This window comes from Micromonospora sp. NPDC002717, from assembly GCF_040295705.1.
Classification (GTDB): domain Bacteria; phylum Actinomycetota; class Actinomycetes; order Mycobacteriales; family Micromonosporaceae; genus Micromonospora.
This window is the reverse complement of record NZ_JBEOVW010000025.1, coordinates 37379-61936: the sequence shown is the minus strand read 5'-3', so window position 1 is coordinate 61936 and position 24558 is coordinate 37379. Positions and strand designations below refer to the sequence as shown.

General features: G+C 69.3%; 17 protein-coding genes and 1 pseudogene. 7 read left to right on the top strand and 11 right to left on the bottom strand.

The annotated features are described in order from the left end of the window. Nucleotides 1-35: 35 nt before the first annotated feature. The 3 genes from ABT006_RS27950 to ABT006_RS27940 form a co-directional block, all read right to left on the bottom strand. Complete coding sequence (locus ABT006_RS27950) at nt 36-3233, bottom strand: efflux RND transporter permease subunit (protein WP_350711161.1); 3198 nt, start codon at nt 3231-3233, stop codon at nt 36-38. A 35-nt stretch (nt 3234-3268) separates the two neighbouring features. Further along, on the bottom strand, nt 3269-3727 hold the full coding sequence (locus ABT006_RS27945; RefSeq protein ID WP_350711159.1) for a hypothetical protein: 459 nt from the start codon (nt 3725-3727) through the stop codon (nt 3269-3271). A 64-nt stretch (nt 3728-3791) separates the two neighbouring features. Beyond that, a complete protein-coding gene (locus ABT006_RS27940; protein ID WP_350711157.1) occupies nt 3792-7013 on the bottom strand; it encodes an efflux RND transporter permease subunit in 3222 nt (1073 codons plus the stop codon). An 81-nt stretch (nt 7014-7094) separates the two neighbouring features. Here ABT006_RS27940 and ABT006_RS27935 point away from each other — a divergent pair, with 81 nt between their 5' ends. The 3 genes and pseudogenes from ABT006_RS27935 to ABT006_RS27925 all read left to right on the top strand — a co-directional run bounded on the left by ABT006_RS27935 (nt 7095) and on the right by ABT006_RS27925 (nt 12379). Then, the gene (locus ABT006_RS27935; RefSeq protein WP_350711155.1) at nt 7095-7556 is read left to right on the top strand and encodes an SDR family oxidoreductase; all 462 of its coding nucleotides are present in this window, start codon (nt 7095-7097) and stop codon (nt 7554-7556) included. 58 nt (nt 7557-7614) lie between these two features. Beyond that, nucleotides 7615-9549 (top strand): annotated as a pseudogene (locus ABT006_RS27930) (DNRLRE domain-containing protein); the annotation flags it as partial. 1318 nt (nt 9550-10867) lie between these two features. Continuing rightward, complete coding sequence (locus tag ABT006_RS27925; RefSeq protein ID WP_350711154.1) at nt 10868-12379, top strand: hypothetical protein; 1512 nt, start codon at nt 10868-10870, stop codon at nt 12377-12379. Nucleotides 12380-12559: 180 nt separating this feature from the next. Here the strand turns inward: ABT006_RS27925 and ABT006_RS27920 are convergent, their stop codons facing one another. The 7 genes from ABT006_RS27920 to ABT006_RS27890 form a co-directional block, all read right to left on the bottom strand. After that, nucleotides 12560-12715, bottom strand: coding sequence for a hypothetical protein (locus ABT006_RS27920; RefSeq protein ID WP_350711152.1), 156 nt, complete (start codon nt 12713-12715; stop codon nt 12560-12562). A 515-nt stretch (nt 12716-13230) separates the two neighbouring features. Next, nucleotides 13231-15477, bottom strand: a complete 2247-nt coding sequence (locus ABT006_RS27915) for an MMPL family transporter (RefSeq protein ID WP_350711150.1) — start codon at nt 15475-15477, stop codon at nt 13231-13233. 11 nt (nt 15478-15488) lie between these two features. After that, nucleotides 15489-16052 carry a TetR/AcrR family transcriptional regulator gene (locus ABT006_RS27910; protein ID WP_350711148.1) on the bottom strand — a complete coding sequence of 188 codons (564 nt, stop codon included), beginning with the start codon at nt 16050-16052 and terminating at the stop codon, nt 15489-15491. Nucleotides 16053-16650: 598 nt separating this feature from the next. Then, entirely contained in the window at nt 16651-16926 is a 276-nt protein-coding gene (locus ABT006_RS27905) for a hypothetical protein (protein WP_350711146.1), read from the bottom strand. 47 nt (nt 16927-16973) lie between these two features. Continuing rightward, nucleotides 16974-17405 carry a RusA family crossover junction endodeoxyribonuclease gene (locus tag ABT006_RS27900; protein ID WP_350711144.1) on the bottom strand — a complete coding sequence of 144 codons (432 nt, stop codon included), beginning with the start codon at nt 17403-17405 and terminating at the stop codon, nt 16974-16976. Between the two features lie 187 nt (nt 17406-17592). Beyond that, nucleotides 17593-18297 carry a VOC family protein gene (locus tag ABT006_RS27895; protein WP_350711142.1) on the bottom strand — a complete coding sequence of 235 codons (705 nt, stop codon included), beginning with the start codon at nt 18295-18297 and terminating at the stop codon, nt 17593-17595. A 217-nt stretch (nt 18298-18514) separates the two neighbouring features. Next, a complete protein-coding gene (locus tag ABT006_RS27890; protein ID WP_350711140.1) occupies nt 18515-19093 on the bottom strand; it encodes a DsbA family protein in 579 nt (192 codons plus the stop codon). A 229-nt stretch (nt 19094-19322) separates the two neighbouring features. Between ABT006_RS27890 and ABT006_RS27885 the strand changes: the two genes are divergently transcribed. From ABT006_RS27885 to ABT006_RS27870, 4 genes are read left to right on the top strand one after another with little or no spacing between them, the layout of a single operon-like run. Beyond that, nucleotides 19323-20612, top strand: a complete 1290-nt coding sequence (locus tag ABT006_RS27885) for an ABC transporter substrate-binding protein (protein WP_350711138.1) — start codon at nt 19323-19325, stop codon at nt 20610-20612. After that, nucleotides 20609-21604 carry a carbohydrate ABC transporter permease gene (locus ABT006_RS27880; RefSeq protein ID WP_350711136.1) on the top strand — a complete coding sequence of 332 codons (996 nt, stop codon included), beginning with the start codon at nt 20609-20611 and terminating at the stop codon, nt 21602-21604. The genes ABT006_RS27885 and ABT006_RS27880 overlap by 4 nt, the downstream gene beginning before the upstream one ends. A gap of 1 nt (nt 21605) precedes the next feature. Next, entirely contained in the window at nt 21606-22439 is an 834-nt protein-coding gene (locus ABT006_RS27875; protein WP_350711134.1) for a carbohydrate ABC transporter permease, read from the top strand. Nucleotides 22440-22448: 9 nt separating this feature from the next. Next, entirely contained in the window at nt 22449-23654 is a 1206-nt protein-coding gene (locus tag ABT006_RS27870) for an ABC transporter ATP-binding protein (protein ID WP_350711132.1), read from the top strand. Between the two features lie 60 nt (nt 23655-23714). On the opposite strand, the gene ABT006_RS27865 is transcribed toward ABT006_RS27870, so the two are convergent. Continuing rightward, the gene (locus tag ABT006_RS27865) at nt 23715-24449 is read right to left on the bottom strand and encodes a YsnF/AvaK domain-containing protein (protein WP_350711130.1); all 735 of its coding nucleotides are present in this window, start codon (nt 24447-24449) and stop codon (nt 23715-23717) included. Between the last annotated feature and the right edge of the window lie 109 nt (nt 24450-24558).

Genomic DNA, 24558 nt, shown 5'->3' with positions numbered 1-24558 from the left:
GGCGACTCGTCGTGGCTGGGGTGAGGATCCGCCGGTCAGGCATGGGTTGCTCCGGGCCGCCGGGCTGCTGTCCACACGCGCGTTGCAAGCGGAGATCGCTGAGGCGTGGACGAATGCTCGTGTCGTCCGACGCGCAGATAGAGGGACGGGAGGACGAACAGGTTCAGCAGCGTCGAGGTGACCAGGCCACCCAGAATCACGACCGCCATCGGGTGTTCTATCTCGTGACCGGGAAGGCTGCCGGCGAGGACCAGGGGAAAGAGAGCGAGCCCGGTCGCCAACGAGGTCATGAGGATCGGCGAGAGTCGCTCCTCCGCGCCGCGGAGGACGAGACCTCGGCCGAATTGTTCGGATTCTTCCCTTTCCAGGTATTGGAAATGATTGATCATCAGGATGCCGTTGCGGGCGGCGATGCCCAGCACGGTGAAGAATCCCACGAGCGAGCCGAGCGAGAGGATGCCGCCACCGAGGTATGCCGCGAGGACCCCGCCCACCAGAGCCATGGGCAGCGTGAGGAGGACGAGGAACGCCAGCCGCCAGCTGTTGAAGGCGGTGGTCAGCAGGAAGAGAATCCCGATCACCGCGACGCCGGCGAAGAGCAGCAGCCGGTCCTGGGCGGACGTCGCCTCCTTGTACTCACCGAGCAGTTGCGGGTGGTAACCGGGCGGGAAGTCCACCGTCGCCAGGCGGCGCTGAACCTCGGCCGCGACGTCACTCAGGGCCTTCCCCGCGGCCGCGTTGGCGCCCACATTGATGTACCGTGACCCGTTTTCCCGCAGGATCTGGTTGGGCGTGGGCACCATCTTGACCTCGGCGAGTTCACCCACGGGGACCTTGCGCCCGTCCGCTGCGTCCATCAGCAGGCTACGAACGCTCTCGATGCTGTACCGCGCACTCGGCACGCTCCACACGTGCACCTCGGTGTTCTTTCCGTTCCGCCAGATGTCGCCCGCCTCCTCGCTGGCGATGAACGTGGCGGCCGTCCGGCGTACGTCGCCGGGCTTGATGCCGTACCGTGCCGCCTTGCTCAGGTCGACCTGGACGTCGACCTGAGGAACTGTGGTCTGCAGCGTCACGTGCTCATCGATGATGCCGTCGATCCCGGCGATGAGCTCCTTGACCTCGTTGGCCTTGTCGCGAAGGACGTCGAGGTCGTCACCGACGATCCGGATGGTGATGGCCTCGCTGGATCCGGTAAGCACCTCCTTGGTGCGTTCCTTCAGGTAGGTCTGCACATCCCGCTGCAGTCCGGGGTAGCCGTCGACCACCTTCTGCACGGCGGCAAGAGTCTTGTCGTAGTCGACGTTCGGATCGATGCTGATCCAGTTTTCGGTGAAGTTCATGCCGACAACCTCGTCGGCCAACGTGCCCTGCCCGATGTGCGCGCCGAAGTTCCGGACTCCGGGGATCGCCCTCAGCTCCTTGCTGACCTGCTCGGTGATGCGGACGCTCTCCTCGCGCGAGGTGCCGGGCTGGGTCACCCAGTGCATCAGGAAATCCCGTTCCTTGAACGCGGGGAACAGGTTCTGCCCCAGCATTGGTACCACCATGACACCGCCCGCCAGGACGAGCACTACGGTCGCGTAGGCGACGGCGGGACGGGGGATGATGCGTGCCAGCATCGCGGTGTAGCCGCGCTGGAGCCAGCGCACCAGCGGCGATTCCCGCCGCTCGATCGGCGACCTGGCCAGCAGCAGCAGGGCGAGCGCTGGGATGACCGTCAGGGCCACCAGCAGGGAAGCCAGGATCGCCAGCCCGTAGGCGAACGCCATGGGCCGGAAGAACGAGCCGGTCAGCCCGGTGAGCAGGAAGATCGGGACCGTGCTGACCAGGATGATCATCGTGGCCTGGACGATCGGCCCCCGCACCTCCACCGACGCGTCGAGGATGATGGCCGCTGTCGACCTCGTGCTGCCCGCTCGCCGGTGCTGGCGAATGCGGCGCACGATGTTCTCGACGTCGATGATGGCGTCGTCGACGAGCACGCCGAGGGCGATCACGAGCCCGGCCAGGATCATGGTATTGATCGTGGCCCCGGTCCAGTGCAGGACGAGCCCCGCCGCGACGAGGGAGAGCGGGATCGACATCGCGCTGATCAGCGCCACCCGCCACTCGAAGAGGAAGAACACCAGGATCAGGACCACCAGGATGAATCCGATGACCATCGCCCGCCCGAGGTTCTCGACCGAGGTCTCGATGAAGGTCGCCGGCCGGAAGATCTCGGTATCGACGTCGAGTCCCTGCATGCCGGGCGCCATCTCCCTCAGCGCGGCCTCCACCCCGCGGGTCACCTCGAGGGTGTTGCCCCAGGGCAGCTTCTCGACGATGAGCATGAGGCCGGGACCGTCGTTGATGACCGCGTCCCCGGTGAGCAGGGACGGCGGCATGATGTCGTCGGTGATGTAGGCGACGTCCTTCAGGTAGACCGGCTTGGCGCCCTTCGGCACCTCGATGGGGATCTCGGCCAGTTGCTGCCCGGTCAGGGCGGGCAGTTGGTGCTGCACCTGGAGCCGCTGGTTGGCGGTGTCGACCCACCCGCCGGTGCCGATCTCGAACCCGCCGTTGAACTTCAGCTGACCCACGTCCACCGCATCTCCGGCGGCCTCCATGACCTGGGCCAGCGTGACGTTGTGCTGCTTCATGAGCTCGGGATCGACGAGCGCCTGCTTGACGTGCCACCGATCGCCCCAGATGGCCACGTTCGCCACCCCCGGTACCCGCATCAGGCGGGGCCGGACCGTCCAATAGGCCTGCAGCGCCATCTCGACATGAGCCGCATCCGACGTGTCCGCCTGGGATATTCCGATCTTCATCACCCGGCTGGTCGACGACAGCGGTTGGATCATGAAGGGCGCGTTGGCCCAGCGGGGCAGTCTCGGTGTGACGGCCGTGAGGCGCTCCTGGATCAGCAGACGGGCCGCCATGAGGTCGGTCCCGGGCTTGAAGATCAGGATGATCGAGGAGAGCTGGGAGACCGACTTGGAGCGCATCACGTCCAGGCCCTCGATCCCGGTGAGCCCCTGCTCCAGCGGGACGGAGACAAGCTCCTCGACATCCTGCGCAGAGAGCCCGATACAGATCGTCTGTATCTCCACCCGGGGCGGCGCGAACTCGGGGAAGGCGTCGACAGGCATGTCGCGAATCTGCAGGACACCGATGAACATCAACATCGAGGCCCCGACAACCACGAGGAACCGGAGCTTGAGACTCGTTCCAATGATCCAACGCATCATGGTGAGGGTTCCTAGCCTCGTAGCGACTGGATGGACTACTTGCCGACCCCGAGCTCGGCGCCCCAGAGTTCGATCACGCCTGTCGTCACGATCGAGGTCCCCGCCGGCGGTGCCTGCGCAAGGAACGCGTCGGTCCCGCGCGCCCCGCCCACGGTCTCCACCACGACCATCTCCCGGACATAGGTCAACGGTTGAGGAACCGTGTAGACCCAGGCCGCGCCGTTCGGGTCGTAGAGCACTGCCGAGTACGGCACCACGGTCGCCGGCGTACCTGGCGACGGGCTCGGCCCGACCGGCGGTGCAGTCTGCGCTGCGCCGATCGTGACCGTCGCGATGCCCACCCGGCGCGCCGCCTGCTCGGTCAGCGTCACCTTCTTGACGTCCCTGCCCGGGATCGCCTCGACCGTGGCGGGGCTCTCCTTGTGGCCACCCGAGGTGTTCGAGGCGGGTGTCGTGCAGGCCGCCAAGCCCAGCGTGATCAGGATCGCTGCCATCCACCGACCACCGTGTCGCATGTGGTCGCCTCCTTCACTGTGCATGGGACTCTCCTGGTTCCGATCAGGCCGGAGCCGGGCTTGAAGGGGTTTCCTTGCCCGCCGCACCGGGTTCTGGCCTGGGCGCGGGTATCGATCCGGCCCGAGGCTCCGACTCCGCCACGGATGGAGACCGGACGGCGAACCGCAGATACAGCACGGGCAGGACCAGCAGGTTCAGCAGCGCGGTCGTGACCAGGCCACCAAGGATGATCAGGGCGAGCGGGCTCACGATCTCGAGGCCGGAGACGCTGCCGTAGATCACCATGGGAAGCAGAGCCAGCCCCGCCGCCAGGATGCCCGTCACGGCCGGGATGAACTGCTGCCGTGACCCGCGCTCGACCAGCTCGGCACCTGGCGGGTGGCCGTCCTCCTCCATCCGCTGGTACCGCATGATCTGCAGCGTGCCGCCCCGAACGGCCATGGCCAGCACGGTGAGCAGCCCCAGCAGCGCGACGACCGAGACGGCCGACCGGTCGATGGCCGCCAGCAGCAACCCACCCGCCAGTGCCGTCGGTAGGAGCAGGAAGTACAGCGACGCCACCCGCCAGCTACCGAAGCCGGCCTGCAGCAGGAAGAAGATCAGGATCACGGCGCCGCACACGAAGGTCCACACCCGCAGGTCGGAACTGGCCCGTGCCTGCCCCTCGCCGAGCACCTCCAGATGGTGCTCACGGGGGAAGGTCACCTGCGCGAGCCGGTCCTTGACCTCGCTGGTGACGGCATCCAGACCACGCCCGCGCACGTTCGCGACGACGTCCATGCTGCGGGAGACCTGGTCGTGTGTGATGACCTCCGGCTTCGCCACGATCCTCACGTCGGCAACATCAGCCAGGCGCACCTGGGTCGGGCCGCCGCCCGGGCCGCCGCCCGGCGCGTCGATCAGAAGGTTCTGGATGGTGGACATGTTCTGGCGCACCGCCGGGACACCCCACACGACCACCTCGAACACCTTCTGGTCGTCGAAGAGGTTGCCCGCGACCGTGGACGAGACGAGGGTGGCGGCCGCCCGGCGCACGTCGCCCGGCTTGAGGCCGTACTTCGCGGCCTTGGCAACGGAGACCTCGATCTCCACCGTCGGCGCGACCTCTGCGGTCCGTACCCGTGGTTCGGTGACGCCGTCGATGGCGGCGATGATGCCGAGGACCTCCTGGGCCTTCTCGTCGAGAACCGTATAGTCGTTGCCGTAGACGCGCACGACGAGGTCCTCCGTGGCACCGCGGGTCACCACCTCCCGGATCCGCTTGTCCGAGTAGGTGATCACGTCGCTCTGCACCCCGGGATAGCCATCCACGACACGCTGTACAGCGGCCAGGGTTCTGCCGTAGTCGGCCTCCGGCTCGACACTGAGCCACACCTCGCCCGAGTTCATGTTGACGACCTGGTCCGACGCCAGTGCCCGCCCGGTGTGGGCGCCGACGTTGCGTATTCCCTGGACGGCCCGCAGTTCGGCACTGAGCGCGCCCGTGATCCGGTTCATCTCCGGTCGGGACGTGCCGGGCGGCGCCTCCCAGGTGATCAGCAGGTCCCGCTCCTGAAGCGTCGGCGACAGCGGCCGCGCACCGAGGAACGGCAGAGCAGCCAGGCCCGCCACCACGAGGAGGCCGACCAGGGCGTAGGACCAGACGGGCCGGCGAAGCAGCCGGGGCAGCAGCCCACCGTACGCCTGCTCCAGCGCTCGGGCGAGCGGCGACGGACCGTGCTGCAGTGACGACCGGGAGAGCAGGAGCGTGGCCAGCACGGGGGCAACCGTCAGCGCGACCACCAGCGAGACCACCGTGGCGGCCAGGAAGCCCTGGGCGACCGGGGTGAGGAACGCGCCGCGCACCCCGTCGAGGATGAAAAGGGGCACGACCGAGATAGCGGCGACCAAGGCTGCGACCAAGAGCGGGCCGCGTACGTCGAGGACGGCTCGCTGGATGGTGTCGGAGAGGGGCTCGTCGGAGTCATCCTCGCGGCGCCGCCGCAGCCGTTGCCTGACATTGTCGACGGCGACCACCGCGTCGTCCACGACGATGGCGAGGGCCATCACCAGCCCCGCCAGGGACAACATGTTGAGGGTCACGCCGAACCAGGACAGCACGAGCACGGTAACCGCCACGGAGGCTGCGATGGTCACGAGACTGACCAGCGCGGTGCGCCAGCTGAACAGGAAGGCACCGAGCACCAGCAGCAGGAGGATGGCGCCGAGGACCAGGGTCGTGGTCAGGTTGTCGACCATCTTCTCGATGAAGGTGGCCGGCCGGTACACCGTCGTGTCGATCTCGACGCTCGGCATCGCGGGTCGCAGCTCGTCGAGTGCGGCCTCCACGTCCCGGGTCACGTCCGCCACGTTGGCGCCCGGGAACCTCTCCACCACCAGCATGAGGCTCGGAGTGTCCTTGACGACCGCGTCGCCGATGAGGAGCTGGTGGTCCTCGACGATATGGGTGACGTCGCCCAGGAGCAGTCCTCGGTCCTCGGCGCCCTGAATGGTGACCTTGCCGAGATCCTGTGCAGTCTTGATCGGCTGGTTGTGCTGGATCTCGATCCGCTGGTTGGCGGTGTCGATGAAGCCACCCAGTCCAGGTGTCGACGCCTCCACAAAGGTGAGCGGCGAGACCCACAGCGCGTTCGCCGATGTGCGCAGGACCTGGTCCAGCGTGACGCCGTTCTGCATCAGCCTGGAGGGATCGACCTGCACCTGCAGCTGCCGGTCGCGGAACCCCCAAATGGCGACATTGGCCACGCCGGGGACGCTCAGCAGGCGGGGCACGATCGTCCAACGCGACAGCAGCGACATGTCGATCAGTGAGCGATCCTGGGACGACAGTCCGATCATCATGAGCCGACCGGTCGACGAGAGCGGTTGTACCACCAGCGGCGGCCTCGATGATGCGGCAGGCAGCATGGCGACCATGGTCAGGCGCTCCTGCACGACCTGCCTTGCCCGGATCGGATCGGTGCCTGGCTCGAACGTCATTTCCATCGACGACAATCCCGGGAGCGTGCGGGACTCAAGCTTGGCCAGCCACGGGATCCCGTTGAAGAACTCGTTCTCCATCGGATTGGTGATCAGATTCTCCACCTCCTCGGCGGAGAGCCCGAGCGCCTCGACCTGCACGTCCACCCGCACCGGCCCGAACTCCGGCAGGGCCTCGACCGACGTGTTGCGAAGCTGTACGAAGCCGACGGCCATCAGGGCGACGGCGATGGAGAGCACCAGCCGGTGAAATTTGACGCTTGACCCGACGATCCACCGCATCATGGCCCGAGACCTCTCAGTTGGAGTTCAACGGTCTGCCGACCAGGGTCGAGATTGACGCCGCCGGCTCACGCTCTGCTCACAGTGGGCTCACACGCTCACAAACTGCGCGGGCTCGACGCGTTCCTCTACGGCACGCCCCCGGTGATCCGCGAGCAGACAGGTAGCGGCTGGGGACCCCGCGAGACCTGGTTGATCGGTGCTGGACGCAGCGGCGAGGTGGCGATCCACATCGCGGTACCGGTCGAGCTGGAGGTCACCTCCCTCGACAGTATCGAGGCCGCGTTCGGCGCCCTCGAACAGCAAGGCCGCGTCCCCGACGTGGTGGTGAACAACGTCGGCGTGTCGCTGCGCAACAGCGCGCTGAACGCCACCGCCGCCGAGTTCGACCTGCCCCTGGGGGTCAACCTGCGCGGCATGTACCTCGTGGCCCAGCGCGCCGCACGGGCCATGCCGCCGCGCGGCGGGGGGCCGGCACCGTCGTGTTCCTCGCCTCGAACTCGATCGCGTTCGTGCGTCCCGGCGGCGGTGAGCCGGTCTTCGTGATGCCGGCGCCGTTCATGTACGACGACAAGGACGGCGCGTCCTCGCCGTACGGCAAGGTGTGGGCGACAAGGTCACCCAGAAGGTGACCCAGTCGGGTGGCACGTCGACCATCACGGTGACGGCCGACGCCGGCTGGCTCGCCGACCGTGCGCGCGTCTACCCGGTGGTCATCGACCCGACCATCAAGCTCCAGCCCGTCCCGGACGACGCACAGGACGTGACGATTTACTCGGGCAACACCACGAAGAACTACAACGACACGTACCAGCTGAAGGTCGGCACCGACGCCTCCCAGACGTGGCGGTCGCTGCTCAAGTTCAACGTGGCGGACACGATCCCCGCGAACACGCCGATCGACGACGCGCAGCTACAGCTGTACTACTCGCAGACCCACACCCAATGGGGCTACGACGTGCCGATGGAGGCGCGGCGGGTCACCACGGACTGGAGCGAGGCCAGCGCGACCTGGGCGAACATGAACGCCAACATCGCCGGCCCGGCGGGCAACGTGGTGACCAAGGACGACGGTGACTCCGGCACCTCCGTGGTCGGCAGCTGGCCGTTCTCGGGCAACACGGCGCTGACCCCGAAGGCGGTCGGCAGCGACTACCGCTACCACGGCAGCTCGGCCTCGACGGACACCCACACCTGGGTTCCGACCATCACCGAGTCGGGTGACTACCAGGTGGAGGTGCACTACGTCGGGGCGGCCCTTGACCGGCCGGACAACGCGCCCTACACCGTCCACTACAGCGGTGGATCGAAGACCTACTACGTCGACCAGACCACCCCGGAGAGCGCCGGAGACTGGGTCACCCTCGGCACCCACCCCTTCGTGGCCGGCACCACCGGCAAGGTCGTCCTCAACGGTGTCCCAGGGACCTCCGCGATCGCCGACGCCGTGCGCTTCACCAAGGCCGGCGCGGTCAAGAAGTACGCCAAGTCGAGCGTGTGGAACTCGTTCCCGGTCCGCAACCTCGTGCAGGACTGGGTGAACGGCACCCACACCAACCACGGCTTCATGATCAAGGCGCTCGACGAGTCCACGAAGAACCGCGGTGGGCCGATCTACGAGGCGTCGGAGTACGCGTACGCCAACGACCGGCGGGACTTCAACCTGCCAAAGCTCGTCGTCACCTACGGCCGCCCTGGCGTGTCAGTCAACCCGCCGACCACCATCACCTCGACCGGCGCCGTGCTGGACTGGCCGACCTACACCGACCCGTCGTCGGCCACCGCCGACAACATCGTCGAGTACCAGGTGCACCGCAGCGTGCACCAGAACTTCGAGCCCACCGCGGCGACGCTGATCGCGCCGGTCTCCTCGGCCACCCAGACCTACCAGGACACCACCGCGGTGCCCACGGAGGCGGACAACACCGACCCGATGGCGCGCAAGTTCTACTACTACATGATCGCGGTCAAGACCCAGGACGGGCAGCTGATCGCCGGCCCCACCCAGCCGGCGATGCTGCCGAAGGCGGGCCAGATCACCCGGATCTACCGCACCGACGTCACCGACACCACGCTGTCGGCGACCCGGCCCACGGAGAACGTCGACGTCTACGACGGCGACCCGTACGTCGGACCGGGCAACAACTCGCCCTACTACGGCGACAGTCGGGGCCTGGTGAAGTTCCCGACCCTGACCGGGATCCCGACGAACGCCCAGGTCGTCGGTGCCGAGCTGCGGATGTACAACACCTACCTCTACCCGGGCACCGACACTGACGACTACGTGGACGTCTACCGGCTGACCCGGGGTTTCACCGAGACGAAGGCGACCTAGAACAGCTACGACGGCACGAACGCGTGGACCACGCCGGGCGGTGACTACGACACCACCTGGAAGGCCGGCTTCAACGGCTTCACCAACGACCCGGAGTGGTCGACGTGGGACGTCACCACCCCGGTCAAGGGTTGGGTCACCACCCCGGCGAGCAACAACGGCTTCCTGCTGCGCATGCGCGACGAGGTCGGCGCGACCGCGCGGGCCATGCTGCTCTCCTCCGAGGGTGAGGAGCCGCTACTGCGGCCGACGCTGGAGGTCACCTACCTCGAGCAGACCGCCGAGTCGACCTACTACGCCGCCTCGACGCCGCAGGTGCTCACGCCGAACGCGACGTACACCCTCCCGGTGACCGTGTCGAACCCGACCCTGGCGGCGTGGGACACCAACGACTGGGAGTTGTCGTACGACTGGCAGCGGCGGAATGAGACCGGCGCCCTGGTCGACGCCACCGACGAGAGTTTCGAGCTGCGCACCGCGCTGCCGAAGAATGTGGTGCCGGGCGGCACGGTCGACATTGTCGCCCAGCTGAAGACCCCGCCGTCGTCGACGGAGGGCAACAAGCGCACCGAGTACGTGCTCAGCTGGGACCTGCGCAACAAGCACGACGGCCGGAAGCTGTCGGCCACCGCCCCGATCAAGGGGCTGCCGCAGAACGTGGCGGTGGAGGAGCCGACCTCCGACCAGCTCGGCCTGGAGAAGTTCTACTCGTACGCGGGCAAGAACACCGGCGCCGGCGGCACCCTGATGAACAACCTGTACGCCGGCAACACGGTCTGGTCGTACAACGCTTTCAGCAACCCGTCGCGGGGCCTGTCGACCTTTGTCCGGCTGGCCTACAACTCGCTGGACACCAGCGACACCGTCGCCGGCTACGGATGGTCTTTGCAGGCGTCGTCGATGATGCGCCTGGGCACGCCGCTGGACTTCCGCCCCAACCCGAACCCGACGAAGGTCACCCTGACCGACGGCGACGGCACCAGCCACTGGTTCACCTGGGACACCGCCGCGGGGGAGTGGAAGGCGCCCAAGGGCGTGCACCTGCACCTGCAGAAGGTGACCAGCCTCGACTGCAAGCCCAACACCCAGGAGCCGAAGGCATGGGTGCTGACCCGGCCCGACCGGACGCAGTTCTTCTACGACTGCGAGGGCTTTCTGTCCAGTGTGGTGGACAACAACGGCAACGAGATGCGCTTCGTGTACGAGGAGCGCAAGTCAAACAACAAGCCGACCAAGTTCCTGAAGTACCTGCTCGACCCGACCGGCCGGCAAACGCTGACGATCGACTACTACGCCAAGGGTCAGGCGTTTTACTACATCGACGATACGGACTGGACGCGGAAGTCCGCGACCAACCTGACCAACCCGAAGATCATCGACCACGTCTCGCAGATCACGGACGCGTCGGGGCGGAAGCTCACCTTTACCTACACGGACAAGGGTCTGCTGGGTGAGCTGGTCGACGGTGTCGGCTCCAGCGGCGCCATGGGCGACCCAGAAAGTCTTCAAGTTCGCCTACGACATGACGCAGGGGAACAAGAACGTCAAACTCGTCAAGGTCACCGACCCGCGCGGCAACGCCACCGGGCTGACCTACAACTACCCGCAGACCGGCGACGACCCGAAGTGGCACTGGACCACCAAGTCCTACACCGACCGGCTCGACCACCTGACGCAGTTCGCCTACGTGGACCCGGACGGCCCGCAGGAGAATGCGATCCACACCACCGTGACGGACGCGGAGAGCCACGCCAGCCAGTACCAGATGGATGGCTATGGCCGGCCCACGCAGGTCACCAACGCGAAGAACGAGCAGCTCGGCATCGAGCCGGGCGAGGAGCTGTCCACCCTGCACCGCGCGATGCTCGACAGGGCGCCCGAGCTGACGTACGCCCCGCCGCCCGCGCCGGTCACGACGTCGGCTGCGCCGGTCGCCCCGGCGGCCGTCGTCGGCCTGCCGGCCCCGCCCCTGCCTGCCAGGCCCATCAGGGGCCCGGGCTGGGCGGTTCCCCGTGAGCTGCCCGCGAACCCGGTCACCTTCGTCGGCCGGGGCAGGGAGACCACGGAGGTGGTCACCGCCCTGCGCGCCACGAGCCCCGCCACCGTGGTCGTGACCGGAGCCTTCGGCAGCGGTAAGACCGCCCTGGCGGTACGCGCCGCGCACGCCGTCGCCGCCGACTTCCCCGCCGGCCAGGTCTTCGTCGACCTCGGCACCCGGACCTCGGTGAGCCCGGGCGAGGTGCTGGCCCGGGTGCTCCGGGCGATCGGGGTCGCTCCGGGCGACGTGCCGGAAAGTACGGAGGAGCGGGCCGGCATGTTCCGGTCGCTCGTCGCCGGACGACGGCTGCTGCTGGTGGTGGACGCGGTCACCCGGGCCGCCCAGGTCCGCCCGCTGCTCCCGGCCGGGCCCGGTCCGGCCCTGCTCGTGGTCGGCCAGCGCCGGCTGGGCAGCCTAGACGGCGTGCGGCGGGTGGCGCTGCGCCCGCACGCCGCCGGCGACGCATGTGATCTGCTGGCGGCGCTCGCCGGTCCGGAGCGGCTGGCCGTCGACCCGGCGGCCACCGAGGAGCTGGTACGCCTCTGCGCCGGGTCGGTGCTCGCCCTACGTGTCGCCGGCACGCGCCTGGGTGCCCGTCCGCGCCTGTCGGTGACTGCCCTGGTCGGCCAGCTCGCCGACGGGCGGGAGCGGCTGGATCTGCTGGACTACGAGGACCTGTCGGTGCGTGCCAGCCTGGCCACCGTCGTTGCCGCTGTCCGTGCCGACGATGAGGTGGCCGGGCGGCTCCTCGCCCTGCTCGGCACGGCGCCTGACGTCCTGTTCCAGCCCGAGCGGGTGGTCCGGCAGGTCGGCACCTCCGCCGCGCGGCTGCGCCGCGCTCTGGACAACCTGGCCGACGCGTACCTGGTTCACCGGGACGAGCCCGGGGGTTACCGACTGCCGGCACTGGTTCGGGAGTACGCCGCCGAGCTGGCCGCCGAGCCGACGCCGGCTGCCCCGCTGACGGTGCGGCGGGTGGACCCACTCGTTGCCTGACCGATGGACGACTGTCGTGCGGGCTGTGGGGCCGGCTGGACGAGTCCACCCGGCCCGGCCCAGCGCCTCGCTGGCGTACGCCGAAGCTGAAGTGCGTCGGCCACGTCGGCCGGGAGTGCGCCGTCGCCGACTGCCTCGTTTCACAGGCATGTGGCAGGCGCTGATTATCAGGGGTGAGCCTCAATGGAGATCGACGCACTGGAGACCGCGCGATGAGATTGGAGCGCGCTCCGATGCGGGTGTGCAAAACGTGCTGACCATCTCGCGCATGACCTGCGCGACCCGGCGGGTGCCGGCGATGAGGGTGAGATCGCATTCGACGTCGCTGCCGGCCATGTCATGCTTCCGTCAGTGCTCATGGAGCCGTCGCTGCCAGTGGTTTCGGTAGCTTTCTCGGCCCTGGCGGACGATGTCTCCATGCCGGCCCGTCACCGGTTCCTGGAGTCGTTGCTCTTCATTCTCTCGGCAGACGCCCAGGCATGGGGGCCGGCGAATCAGGTAGGGACCTTCTTGAAGAGTGCCGCGGGGCGGCGCGCGCCGGCATCTGGCTGCTCTACCGAGAGGTCTTCTCGGGGGCGGCCGTAGGCGCGTCGAGCCTGGCTTTCGAAGCTCTGACGCTCATCGACGATGACGTCGCTCGGCTCAAGCGCGTGCAGGCTGCTCCCGGTGCGAAGCTGGGGACTCACGTGCGCAGCGCCGAACTGTGAGTGCCCGTTGAGGCGCGGCGCGAAAGGGCCGGTCGCCTGCGGCAACCCGAGGGCAGCCCGAGACCGGTCACCCGACACCTCGGTGCGCTGCCCGGCGTGACGCTCGCCGGGCAGCGCACCGAGGTGTCTGCGTCGGTCTCGCGTTCAGTTTGCCTTGGCGGCGAGTTCTGGTCTGTCGACAGCCTGCGGGTCCGGGGCCGACGCGGACGATGTTGTTGTGCTGGTGGCGCGTGTCAGGGCTGCGCCTTCGACATCGAAGGCTGGTAGCCAGCGCAGCCAGCGGGGCAACCACCAGGCGGCGCGTCCGAGCAGGGCGAGGGCTGCGGGCATGGCGATCATCCGGATGATGAAGGCGTCGAAGACGATCCCGAGTGCGAGGGCGAAGGCGATGGGTTTGAGGATGGCGTCGCCCTGCGGTATGAAGCCGCCGAACACGGCGAACATGATGCACGCGGCGGCGAGGACGACGGGGGCGGCCTGCCGGAATCCGGTGATGATGGCGTCGCGGGGTTGTGCGCCGTGGGCGTGGTTCTCGTGCATGCGGGAAACGAGGAACACCTGGTAGTCCATGGCGAGGCCGAACAGAATTCCGATGACGATGATCGGGGACAGGCTGAGCAGCGGCCCGGTGGTCTCAGCCTGGACGATGTCCTTGAGCCAACCCCATTGGAACACGGCGGTGGTCGCCCCGAGCGAGGCGCCGATGGTCAGCAGGAACCCGATCACTCCGGCGACGGGCACCAGGATCGAGCGGAACACCAGGACGAGCAGCACCAGTGCCAGGCCGACGACGAGCCCCAGGTAGACCGGCATGGCGTCGTTCAGCTTCTGTGACACGTCGACGCTGACGGCGGTGCTGCCGGTGACGTAGACCCGGGCGCCGTCGGTGGTGCCGAACTTCTCGCGTAGCGTGTGGACGAGGTCCATGGTTTCCTGGCTACTCGGGCCGGACGTCGGGATGATCGTGACGAGTGCGGCCGAGCCGTCTGCGGTCACTTGCGGCGGCGCCGCGAGCGCGACGCCGGTCAGCGCGGGCGCCTGCTGGGCGACGGCGGCGGCGCGGGTGGCGGCGCCTTCGCCGTCGACGAGCACCAGCAGCGGTCCGGTGAGGCCAGCGCCGAAGCGGTCGGAGAGGATCTGTGTCGCCTTGGCCTGGGTGCTGCCGTCTGCAGGCGCCTGGACCAGGGTTGTGCGCATCGAGAACACCGGGACCGCGATGACGCCGAGGGCGAGCACCGCCGCGAGCAGGCTGGTCCAGCGGCGGCGGGTCACGGTACGGGCCCAACTGGTGTAGAAGCCGCGGTCGGCCTGTGGCGTGGCGGCGGGATCGTTGGTCTCCGGCGCGTTCGGCCGTTGTGCCAATTGCTGACGGGCGCGGCGCGGCAGTGCGCGGACGCCGATGAAACCGAGGACTGCTGGTACGAGGGTGACGGCGACCAGGACGGCGACCACGATCGTCGCCGCGGCGGCGAGCCCCATTTCGGTCAGGAACGGGATGCCCGCGATGGCGAGCCCGGCCAGGGCGATGACGACCGTGGCACCAGCGGTGACGACGGCCGAACCGGCCGTGCCGACGGCCATCGCGGCGGCATCCGCGGTGGTGTGCCCTCGCAGCAGTTCCTGCCTGAACCGGGTGACGATGAACAGGGCGTAGTCGATGCCGACCGCCAGACCGAGCATCACGGCGAGGATCGGCGTGGTCGACTGAAGGTCGACGAAGCCGGTGAGTGTCGTGATGCCGAGCGCGCCGATGCCGACGCCGACGACCGCGGTGATCAGGTTCATGCCTGCGGTGACGAGCGAGCCGTAGGTGATCGTGAGCACGAGGAGGGCGATGATCACACCGATCACCTCGGCCGAGCCACCGACCTCGGTTGTCGCCTGTGCGGCTTCGCCGGTGACCTCGACGGTGAGGCCGGCGGCGCGGGCGTCGGCAACCACGTCGAGCAGCGCCTCGCGTTGCGTATCGGTGATGTCGGGTGCCTGGGCCGAGTAGGTGACGGTGCTGTACGCGGCCCGCTGGTCGGCCGACACGACAGGGGACGCCGGGTCGAGGGGATTGGTGGCGTTCGCCACGCCGGGCAGCTTCTCAAGTTCGGCCACGATCTTCGCGACCTGACCGGCCGTCTCCGGGGCGGTGATCTTCGCTGTGCCGGGTGCCTGCAGCACTACCTGGGCGGTGGCGCCGTTGGCGGTCGAGCCGAAACGCTCCTCGATCAGGGTGAGGGCGGTGGTGGATTCCTGTCCGGGGATCTCGAAGGTGTTCATCGTCTTGCCGGACATGGTGCTCGCGCCTACGGCAGCGGCGAGCAGCACGACGATCCAGGCGACGGTGACGCCGAGCCGGTGCCGGACCGAGGCCAGCCCGAGGCGGTGCAGGAAGGTGGCCATGCCTGTTCCTCTCAGTTCGCGGTGGGGCGCGGGTACCCCAGCGCGTCGTAGCTGACGGCGGCGAGCAGCGGGCGCACCTCGCTGGGCGGGCGGTCGTGACAGGTGACCGCGGCGACGGCGAGCGCGCCGAGGGCGCCGACGATGCGCACCGCTCGGGCCAGGTCGTCGGGTGCGCTGGCGAACGCCGAAGACAGGGCATCGCCGATGGCCGCCACGTACGGGGCGACGTCGCTGGCATCGAGGCTGTTGAGGATGCTGAGCAGCAGCGCCATGAACCCTGGCCGGCGCAGCGCGAGATCGACAAGCGCTTCGATCGTCTCGCGGTCGCGTGACGGTCCGGGTGGCAGATCGGCGACCGCTGTGCTGATCGCCCGCATCTCGGCGACGCAGCCGTCGAGGACCGCCTGTTGTAGTGCTTTCTTGCTGGGGTAGCGGTGCAGCAGGCCGGTCTTGGAGTAACCCACGGCGTCCGCGATTCGCTGGATCGACGTCTCTTTGAAGCCGTGACGCGCGAACAGCGTGGCGGCGCAGTTGATGATCTCGTCGTCGAGTTCCTGTTTCGTCTGCCGAGGCATGCGGACCAACATAGTCCGCGCCGGACCAATCTGGTCCGGAAGTGACCGTGATGGTCCTCACGTGGGTGAAGCCCGGCCGGGCAACCGGGTCTACGCGGCCAGCGCCAGTGAGCTGTCGGCCGCGTTGAAGAACCCACGGCGTGGTTTCGAGAATCGTCAAGGCCTGCGGGTGAGAGGTCGCGCGGACGGACTCGTCCGCGCCACCCAGGTCCGCCCGCTGCTTCCGGCCGGGCCCGGCCCGGGCCTGCTCGTGGTCGGGCAGCGCCGGTTGGATAGCCCTGGACGGCGTACGGCGGGTGACGCTGCGCCGCCCGCGCCGACGATGAGGCCGGGCGGCTCCTCGCCCCGCTCGGCACGGCGTCCGACGCCCTGCTTCAGCCCGAGGGTCGCGCGGCAGCTCGGGTCTACGCCGCGCGGATGCGCCGCGCCCTGGATGAGCTGGCCGACGCCCATCTTGCCCAGACCCACCGCAACGCGCCCGGGCCTGGGCGCGCGGCCCCAGCTTGGACGTGAGCTGTCAGCGTATGCGTCGAATCGGAAGACGTACGCCTGAGCGGACGCGCGCCGACCGTGCCGGCACGATCGGATGTCGCCAGTCTCAGGAGACCCCGCCGCGGACAATCGCCACCGCCACCCGGCAGAACTCGTCCATGTCCGGCTGGAAGCCGGCCGCGATGTCGGGGTGCAGGCCGCCGCGCGTTTCGTCGAGCAGCCGCTGGCAGACCTGCTCGACCGGCTCGCCGGCGTAGCTGGCGCGGACCCGTTCCGTCGCGGCCTGCAGCGCCGAGGTCAGCTGGTCCTCCAGCGGGCCGCGCAGCTTCTGCTGCACGGGATCGAGCCCGCGAGGGTCCAGCGTGACATGTGGCTCCGACATCGGCGCTCCCTTCGTCGGCGTCCGCGGTACCCCACCGCGGCCGTCGGTCAAACCACGTTCGGTACGGCGGCGACCCGCACCTGGTACGAGAATTCCTCGGCCGGTTCCTCCATGTACGACAGCCGGCGGATCTGCCGGTCGTCGTCGTAGAGGGCGACGTCCACGAGGACGCCGAGGTGCGCCAGGCCGATGCTGGCCACCCGCTTCTTGTCCTGGAGCACCGCGCACACCCCGCCGAGCAGGGTGCTGGCGTCGGAGGTGCGGTGCCCCGGCGGGCAGCGCAGCACGAGGTCCACCTCGACCGGCCCCGACAGCGGGGTCCAGCCGGTGCGCTGGGCCGCCTCGCAGGCCGCCAGGAGCAGGGCGCGGACCCTCGTCGCCTGCCGATGCCCGGCGGCGAAGATGGACAGCGCCTCGGTCTTGACCGGTGGCAGGCCGCTCACCTCGAACGTCAGGGCGAGAGCGCGGGTGTCCTGCACGACGGCACCTCCTCGTTGGGGACGATCCTGCCCAACCGGTGGAGCGGCGCAGGGGAGTTCCCGCGAGAACCAACCGATCGGACAGGCTGGGGTCGGCCGGAGGCGTGTCGACGTCGGCGGCGAACGCGCTGGCTGCGGAGCTACGGAAACGCTAGTCGACCGGCCGGCCGCTCGGTAGCTCCACCGCTCACTGGGTGGGACGCGGCGCGAAGGCGCAGAACTCGTTGCCCTCGGGGTCGGCCAGGACCCACCAGCGGACCGCGTCGTCGGGCTCGCGCAGCAGCGTCGCGCCGGCCCGGAGCAGCGCGGTGGGCTCCGGGTCGGTCAGGTCGACGTCCCAGTGCATCCGGTTCTTGACCGTCTTGCGCTCCGGCACGGGGTCGAAGACCCACCAGTCCCACGGGAAGCCGGCGGCGCCCACGACCGAGGCCGCGCCCGCGTCGCCGGCCTCGACCTTGCCGCCGGTCACCTTGGCCCACCAGGCGGCCTGGGCGGCCGGGTCGACCGCGTCGACGATCAGCTCGAACGGGCCGGGTCGGGCGCCCTCGCGGGGCGGGAACGCGCAGAACAGGTTGCCGTCGGGGTCGGCCAGCACCCACCAGCCGATCTCCGCGTCCGGCTCGCGCACCAGCCCGGCGCCGGCCGCCAGCAGCGCCGCCGGGTCCGCCTCGGCCAGGCGCAGGTCCAGGTGTACGCGGGTCTTGACCGTACGCGGCTCGGGCACCCGGTTGACCCAGATCGACTCGGCCCCGGAGCGGGCGGCCCGGGGGTCGACCCGGGTGTCCCCGTCGCCGAGGTTCACGAGGTCGCCGTCGAGCACCCGCGCCCAGAAGGCCCCCGTCTCGCGGGGGTCGGCGGCGTCCAGGCAGAGGTCCTTGAAGCTCGCGATCACGCCCCCATCATTCCGCCCCACCCCGCCCGCCCTCCTCCCGCCACGCCCGCCCCGCCCCGCCCGACTCGATCCGCCGACCAGCCCACCCTCCGCCCCAGCCCCGTTGATCATGAAGTTAGTGGCGGCGAAGCGGACAATCCGCCTCAACAACTTCATGATCAACGGGGGAGGCGGGGAGGCGGGGAGGCGGGGAGGAGGGAGGAGGGAGGAGGGAGGGTCAGTGGCGGGCGCGCTTGATCTCGTGGAAGGCGGGCATCCGGATCAGGGGAAGCAGGGAGTCCCAGATGGTCAGGGCGTCGTCGGTGCCGGGGACCTCGGTCAGGATGGGGCCGTGGACGCCGCGTTCGGCGCCGGGCAGCATCAGCACGGGTGAGCCGACGTCCGGGCCGGCGGAGGCGTACGCCAGCGCGTGCGACTCGCGTACCGCGTCGTCCCAGCGGTCGTCGTCGAGGGCCGGCGCGGCCTCCTGAAGGTCCGCCGCCTCGACGGCCGCGTCCACGATCTTCGGCGACAGCGGGTTTCCGGCGTCGTGGCTGCGGGCGCCGACCTCGGCGTAGAACCGGGCGACGTCGTCGTGGCGGTCCTCGGCGCGCAGCGCCTCCACCAGCCGCAGCGCCCGGCTGGAGGCGGCCATCGCCTCGGCGAACTGCGGCGCGACGTTCCCCTCGTTGAGGATGGCCAGGCTGAACGACCGCCACTCGAGGTGCAGCCCGCGGGCGTCGGCGACGGCGACGAGCCACCGGGACGTGCGCCAGGTCCACGGGCAGGCGGGGTCGAAGAAGAAGGTGGCGTCCATCGGCCGAGCCTACGGGCGGCCCGTCGGACCCGCACGGTGGTGACCCGCACCACGCCCGGCCCCTGTCGGGTCGTCTCACCAGCGTCAGGTTTCGCGACTTCGCAGGTCGGGCAGTGTTGGGGCCACGAAACGCCGGGGCGGCGGATCCGCAGGTCAACGCCCTGGTCGTTCCGCCGTGCGCCGGGGCACGGAGCATCACCCCGGCTTGGCCGACACGAGGGGAGGGGCTATGAGCGACCCTGACAAGGCCCGACGCCGAGGACGGCCACGCGCACGCGCGGTGGCCGCGGCCGCGGCGTTGACGCTGGTGGCGCCGATGGCGGCAGCCTGCGGCTCCGGCGGGGACGGCGGTACGCCCACGATCAACCTGTACTACCCGCCGGAGCAGAACCTGCAGAAGGTCGTCGACGACTGCAACGCGCAGGCCCAGGGGCGCTACAAGATCGCGTACCGGGTGCTGCCGCGGCAGGCGGACGACCAGCGGGTGCAGCTGGTTCGCCGGCTGGCGGCACAGGACAGCGGCATGGACGTGCTCGGCCTCGACGTCACCTGGACCCAGGAGTTCGCCAGCGCCGACTGGATCCTGGAGTGGACCGGCCAGGACAGGGCCGAGGTGGAGCAGGGCACCCTCGCCGGCCCCCTCGAGACGGCCCGCTACCAGGACAGGCTCTACGGCGCGCCGAAGAACACCAACGTGCAGCTGCTCTGGTACCGCAAGGACCTCGTCCCCGAGCCGCCGAAGACCTGGGACCAGATGATCTCCACCGCCCAGGAGCTGAAGCAGCAGGGCAAGCCGTACCAGGTGCTCACGATGGGCGCGCAGTACGAGGGCCTCGTCGTCCTCTACAACACCCTCGCCGAGAGCGCCGGCGGCAAGATCCTCAGCGACGACGGCGAGCAGGCCGTGATGGACGCCGGCACCGTCCGGGCGCTGGAGCAGCTCCAGCGGTTCGCCACGTCGGGCGTGACGTCGCCGTCGTTCAGCAACGCCACCGAGGACCCCGTCCGGCTGGAGTTCCAGTCCGGCAGCGGCGCGTTCCAGGTGAACTGGCCGTTCGTCTACCCGGCGATGCAGGAGGCCAACCCGGAGCTGGCCAAGCAGGTCGGCTGGGCGCGGATCCCGGGCATCGACGGGAACACCCCGAGCAAGGTCACCATCGGCGGGGTCAACATGGCCGTCAGCGCGTACTCGAAGCACCCCGAGGAGTCCTTCGAGGCGGCCAGGTGCATCCGCAACGAGAAGAACCAGAAGTTCTCCGCGATCAACGACGGCGTGCCGCCGACCATCGAGAAGGTCTACGACGACCCGGAGATGGCCGAGGCGTACCCGATGAAGGAGACCATCCTCGAGGAGCTCAAGGACCCGGCGGTCCGGCCGCTGACCCCGGCGTACCAGAGCATCTCCACCGTCATGTCGGCGATCCTGTCGCCGCCGTCGGCGATCAGGCCGCAGCAGACCGCCGACGAGCTGCGCGACGCCATCGCCGACGCCCTCGACTCGAAGGGGGTCCTGCCGTGAGCGTCAACGCCACGCCCGCCGGCGCCGACGCCACGGCGCAGGCCGAGCGCCCCGCCGGGCGGCACGCCGCGGTGCCGGCCCAGCGGGGCGGTCGCGGCCGGAAGGCCCCGCTGAGCGAGAACAAGAAGGCCGAGCGCCGGCTGGGCTGGCTGCTCTGCGCCCCCGCCGCGCTGGTCATGGTGCTGGTGACCGCGTACCCGATCCTCTACTCGGTCTGGCTGTCGCTCCAGCGCTTCGACCTGCGCTTCCCCGACGAGCGCGAGTTCATCGGGCTGGAGAACTACGTCACCGTGCTGACCAACGAGTTCTGGTGGACGGCGTTCGGGGTGACCGCGCTGATCACCGTGGTCACCGTCGCGGTCGAGCTGGTGCTCGGCATGGGGCTGGCGCTGATCATGCACCGCACGCTGGTCGGCCGGGGCATCGTCCGCACCGCGGCGCTGATCCCGTACGGCATCGTCACGGTGGTCGCGGCGTTCTCCTGGCGGTACGCGTGGACGCCCGGCACCGGCTACCTGGCGAACCTGTTCAGCGAGGGAGCGCCGCTGACCGAGCGGGCCAGTTCCCTGGCGATCGTCATGCTGGCCGAGATCTGGAAGACGACGCCGTTCATGGCGCTGCTGCTGATGGCCGGCCTGGCGCTGGTGCCGGAGGACCTGCTCAAGGCCGCCTCCACCGACGGCGCGACCGCCTGGCAGCGGTTCACCAAGGTGATGCTGCCGGTGATGAAGCCGGCGATCCTGGTCGCGCTGCTGTTCCGCACCCTGGACGCGTTCCGGGTGTTCGACAACATCTTCGTGCTGACCGCAGGCGGCAACGAGACCTCGTCGGTGTCGATGCTCGCCTACAACAACCTGATCCGGGGCCTGAACCTCGGCATCGGGTCGACGATGTCGGTGTTGATCTTCCTTGCCGTGGCGATCATCGCCTTCGTCTTCGTGAAGCTGTTCGGTACCGCTGCTCCGGGCAGCGACGACGGGGAGAGGCGTTGAAATGGCTGACACCACCACCCGGGCGAAGCTGCGCTGGGGCCTGCTGGACGCCATCGTGGTCGTCTTCGCGCTGGTGCCGGTGCTCTGGATCATGTCGTTGTCGTTCAAGACGCCGGCGACGCTGACGGACGGGAAGTTCATCCCGCGCGAGTGGACGCTGGACAACTACCGGACGATCTTCTCCACCGACCAGTTCGTCCGGGCCCTGGTCAACTCGATCGGGATCGCGTTGATCGCCACCGTGATCGCCGTGGTGCTCGGCGCCATGGCCGCGTACGCGATCTCCCGGCTGGACTTCTCCGGTAAGAAGCTGCTGGTCGGTGTCTCGCTGCTGATCGCGATGTTCCCGCAGGTGTCGCTGGTGTCGCCGCTGTTCGAGATCGAACGGCAGCTCGGCCTCTTCGACACCTGGCCGGGGCTGATCCTGCCGTACATCACCTTCGCCCTGCCGCTGGCGATCTACACGCTGTCGGCGTTCTTCAAGCAGATCCCGTGGGACCTGGAGAAGGCGGCGAAGATGGACGGCGCGACGCAGGGCCAGGCGTTCCGGCGGGTCATCGCCCCGCTGGCCGCGCCGGGGCTGTTCACCACGGCGATCCTGGTCTTCATCTTCTGCTGGAACGACTTCCTCTTCGCCATCACGCTGACCTCCACCGAGCGGGCCCGCACGGTGCCGGTGGCGCTGTCGTTCTTCACCGGCGAGTCGCAGTTCGAGGACCCGACCGGGGCGATCTGCGCCGCCGCCGTGGTGATCACCATTCCGATCATCCTGTTCGTCCTCTTCTTCCAGCGCCGCATCGTCTCCGGCCTGACCTCCGGCGCAGTCAAGGGATAGGTGGTAGTCATGGCTGACATCGTGCTCGACAAGGTGAGCAAGAGGTTCCCGGACGGGACCACGGCGGTGCGGGACGTCGACCTGGAGATCGCCGACGGCGAGTTCGTGATCCTGGTCGGCCCGTCCGGCTGCGGGAAGTCCACCACCCTGAACATGATCGCGGGCCTGGAGGACATCAGCTCCGGCGAGCTGCGCATCGGCGGCGAGCGGGTCAACGACAAGGCCCCCCGGGACCGGGACATCGCGATGGTGTTCCAGTCGTACGCCCTCTACCCGAACATGACGGTGCGGGAGAACATGGCGTTCCCGCTGCGGCTGGCGAAGCTGGACAGGGAGACGATCAACCAGAAGGTGGAGGAGGCGGCGAAGGTCCTGGAGCTGTCCGCGCTGCTGGACCGCAAGCCGGCGAACCTCTCCGGCGGCCAGCGCCAGCGGGTGGCGATGGGCCGGGCGATCGTCCGGCAGCCGAAGGCGTTCCTGATGGACGAGCCCCTGTCCAACCTGGACGCGAAGCTGCGGGTGCAGATGCGCACCGTGGTGTCGCGCCTGCAGAAGCAGCTCGGCACCACCACCGTCTACGTCACCCACGACCAGACCGAGGCGATGACCCTCGGCGACCGCGTGGTGATCATGCGGGGTGGCGCCGTGCAGCAGGTCGGCCCGCCGCAGGAGCTGTACGACCACCCGCGCAACCTCTTCGTCGCCGGGTTCATCGGCTCGCCGTCGATGAACTTCCTGCACGCGGTCGTCGAGGACGGCAAGCTGCGTACGGCGTTGGGCGACGTGCCGATCGGCGAGCGGATCCAGCGCGAGCTGTCCGGCGGCGACGCCCCGCGCGAGCTGATCCTCGGCATCCGGCCGGAGCACTTCGAGGACGCCGCGTTGATCGACGACGACACCCGCCGCCGGGGCATGGAGTTCGAGGCGCCGGTCGACATCGTCGAGTCGATGGGCTCCGACAAGTACGTCTACTTCAGCGTCGAGGGGGAGCGGGCCAGCGCCGCCGAGCTGGAGGAGTTGGCGGCCGACGCGGGCGCCGACTTCAGTGGCGGCGGCGCCAGCCTGGTGACCCGGCTGTCGGCCGAGTCGCCGGTGGCGGAGGGTCAGCACCGGCGGGTCTGGTTCAACCTGGAGAAGATCCACCTTTTCGACCCGTCGAACGGGCGCAACCTGACCCTGCACGAGGGACGCGCCGCCGGTGCGCTCGCCGACTGACGCGGCGACGTGCGGGGCGGGTGGGTCGCGCTGACCCACCCGCCCCTTGCCGTTCGGCGGTCAGCGGCGTCGCCGGCTGGCCTCCGGGATCTCCGCCTCGATCCGCTCCCGCCGGATCTGGTCGTCGACGGGCTGCTGCTCGACGACCTCGTCCTTGGCGAGGTGGACCCGCTCGACGGGCACCGTGTCCTTGCCGACCACCGGCCGTTCGGCGCGCAGGGTCATCTCCTGCTCGGCCTCGCCGATGTCGGCGCGGACACCGCGGGCGTCGCCGGCGGCAATGGGCTCCCGCTCGACGTACACCTCGTCGTGCTCGACCGGCACGGTGGTGTGCACGTCCTCGGTGACGACGTACTTGCGCAGCCGCGCCGTACCGGCCGGCTGGCTCTCCGTGCCGACCCGCAGTCGCTCCTCGGACCGGATCAGGTCCTCGCCCGCCGCCGGCGCCCGCCCCCGGGCGGCGCTCGGCGCGCCCTGCGGCTGCAGGTGGTAGTGGGCGTAGAGCTGCTCGATCTGGGCCGTGTTCAGCGGCTCGTCGGTGCCGGCGTCCACCGCCGGGGCGTTCTTCACGGTGGACGTGTCGTAGTCGACGGCGAGTCCGCCGTCGGTGATCCGGGCCTTGTCCAGCGGAGCCATCGACTCCTTCCGGCCCGCCACGCCGGTCTTCACGCTGACCCAGGTCGGCTCGCCGGCGGCGTCGGTCCAGATCTGACCCACGCTGCCGATCTTCGAACCCGAGCGGTCCTTGACGTCCTGTCCGTACAGCGAACTGGCCTGCTGTGCGCTGAGCTTCATGGATCGTCTACCTCCCTCTCGTGTCGCCGGGTAGATACCCGGGCGGCCGGAGCGGATTCGTCGGTGGCCCGGTGAATAGGAGCAGTACGGTGCGGTCGGGGCCGCCGGG

Excerpts from the sequence above, each read along its gene's own strand:
- ABT006_RS27950 (WP_350711161.1), bottom strand. The coding sequence starts at position 3,233 with ATGATGCGTTGGATCATTGGAACGAGTCTCAAGCTCCGGTTCCTCGTG.
- ABT006_RS27945 (WP_350711159.1), bottom strand. The coding sequence starts at position 3,727 with ATGGCAGCGATCCTGATCACGCTGGGCTTGGCGGCCTGCACGACACCC.
- ABT006_RS27940 (WP_350711157.1), bottom strand. The coding sequence starts at position 7,013 with ATGATGCGGTGGATCGTCGGGTCAAGCGTCAAATTTCACCGGCTGGTG.
- ABT006_RS27925 (WP_350711154.1), top strand. The coding sequence starts at position 10,868 with ATGACGCAGGGGAACAAGAACGTCAAACTCGTCAAGGTCACCGACCCG.
- ABT006_RS27920 (WP_350711152.1), bottom strand. The coding sequence starts at position 12,715 with ATGGCCGGCAGCGACGTCGAATGCGATCTCACCCTCATCGCCGGCACC.
- ABT006_RS27915 (WP_350711150.1), bottom strand. The coding sequence starts at position 15,477 with ATGGCCACCTTCCTGCACCGCCTCGGGCTGGCCTCGGTCCGGCACCGG.
- ABT006_RS27910 (WP_350711148.1), bottom strand. The coding sequence starts at position 16,052 with ATGCCTCGGCAGACGAAACAGGAACTCGACGACGAGATCATCAACTGC.
- ABT006_RS27905 (WP_350711146.1), bottom strand. The coding sequence starts at position 16,926 with ATGTCGGAGCCACATGTCACGCTGGACCCTCGCGGGCTCGATCCCGTG.
- ABT006_RS27890 (WP_350711140.1), bottom strand. The coding sequence starts at position 19,093 with ATGGACGCCACCTTCTTCTTCGACCCCGCCTGCCCGTGGACCTGGCGC.
- ABT006_RS27885 (WP_350711138.1), top strand. The coding sequence starts at position 19,323 with ATGAGCGACCCTGACAAGGCCCGACGCCGAGGACGGCCACGCGCACGC.
- ABT006_RS27875 (WP_350711134.1), top strand. The coding sequence starts at position 21,606 with ATGGCTGACACCACCACCCGGGCGAAGCTGCGCTGGGGCCTGCTGGAC.
- ABT006_RS27870 (WP_350711132.1), top strand. The coding sequence starts at position 22,449 with ATGGCTGACATCGTGCTCGACAAGGTGAGCAAGAGGTTCCCGGACGGG.
- ABT006_RS27865 (WP_350711130.1), bottom strand. The coding sequence starts at position 24,449 with ATGAAGCTCAGCGCACAGCAGGCCAGTTCGCTGTACGGACAGGACGTC.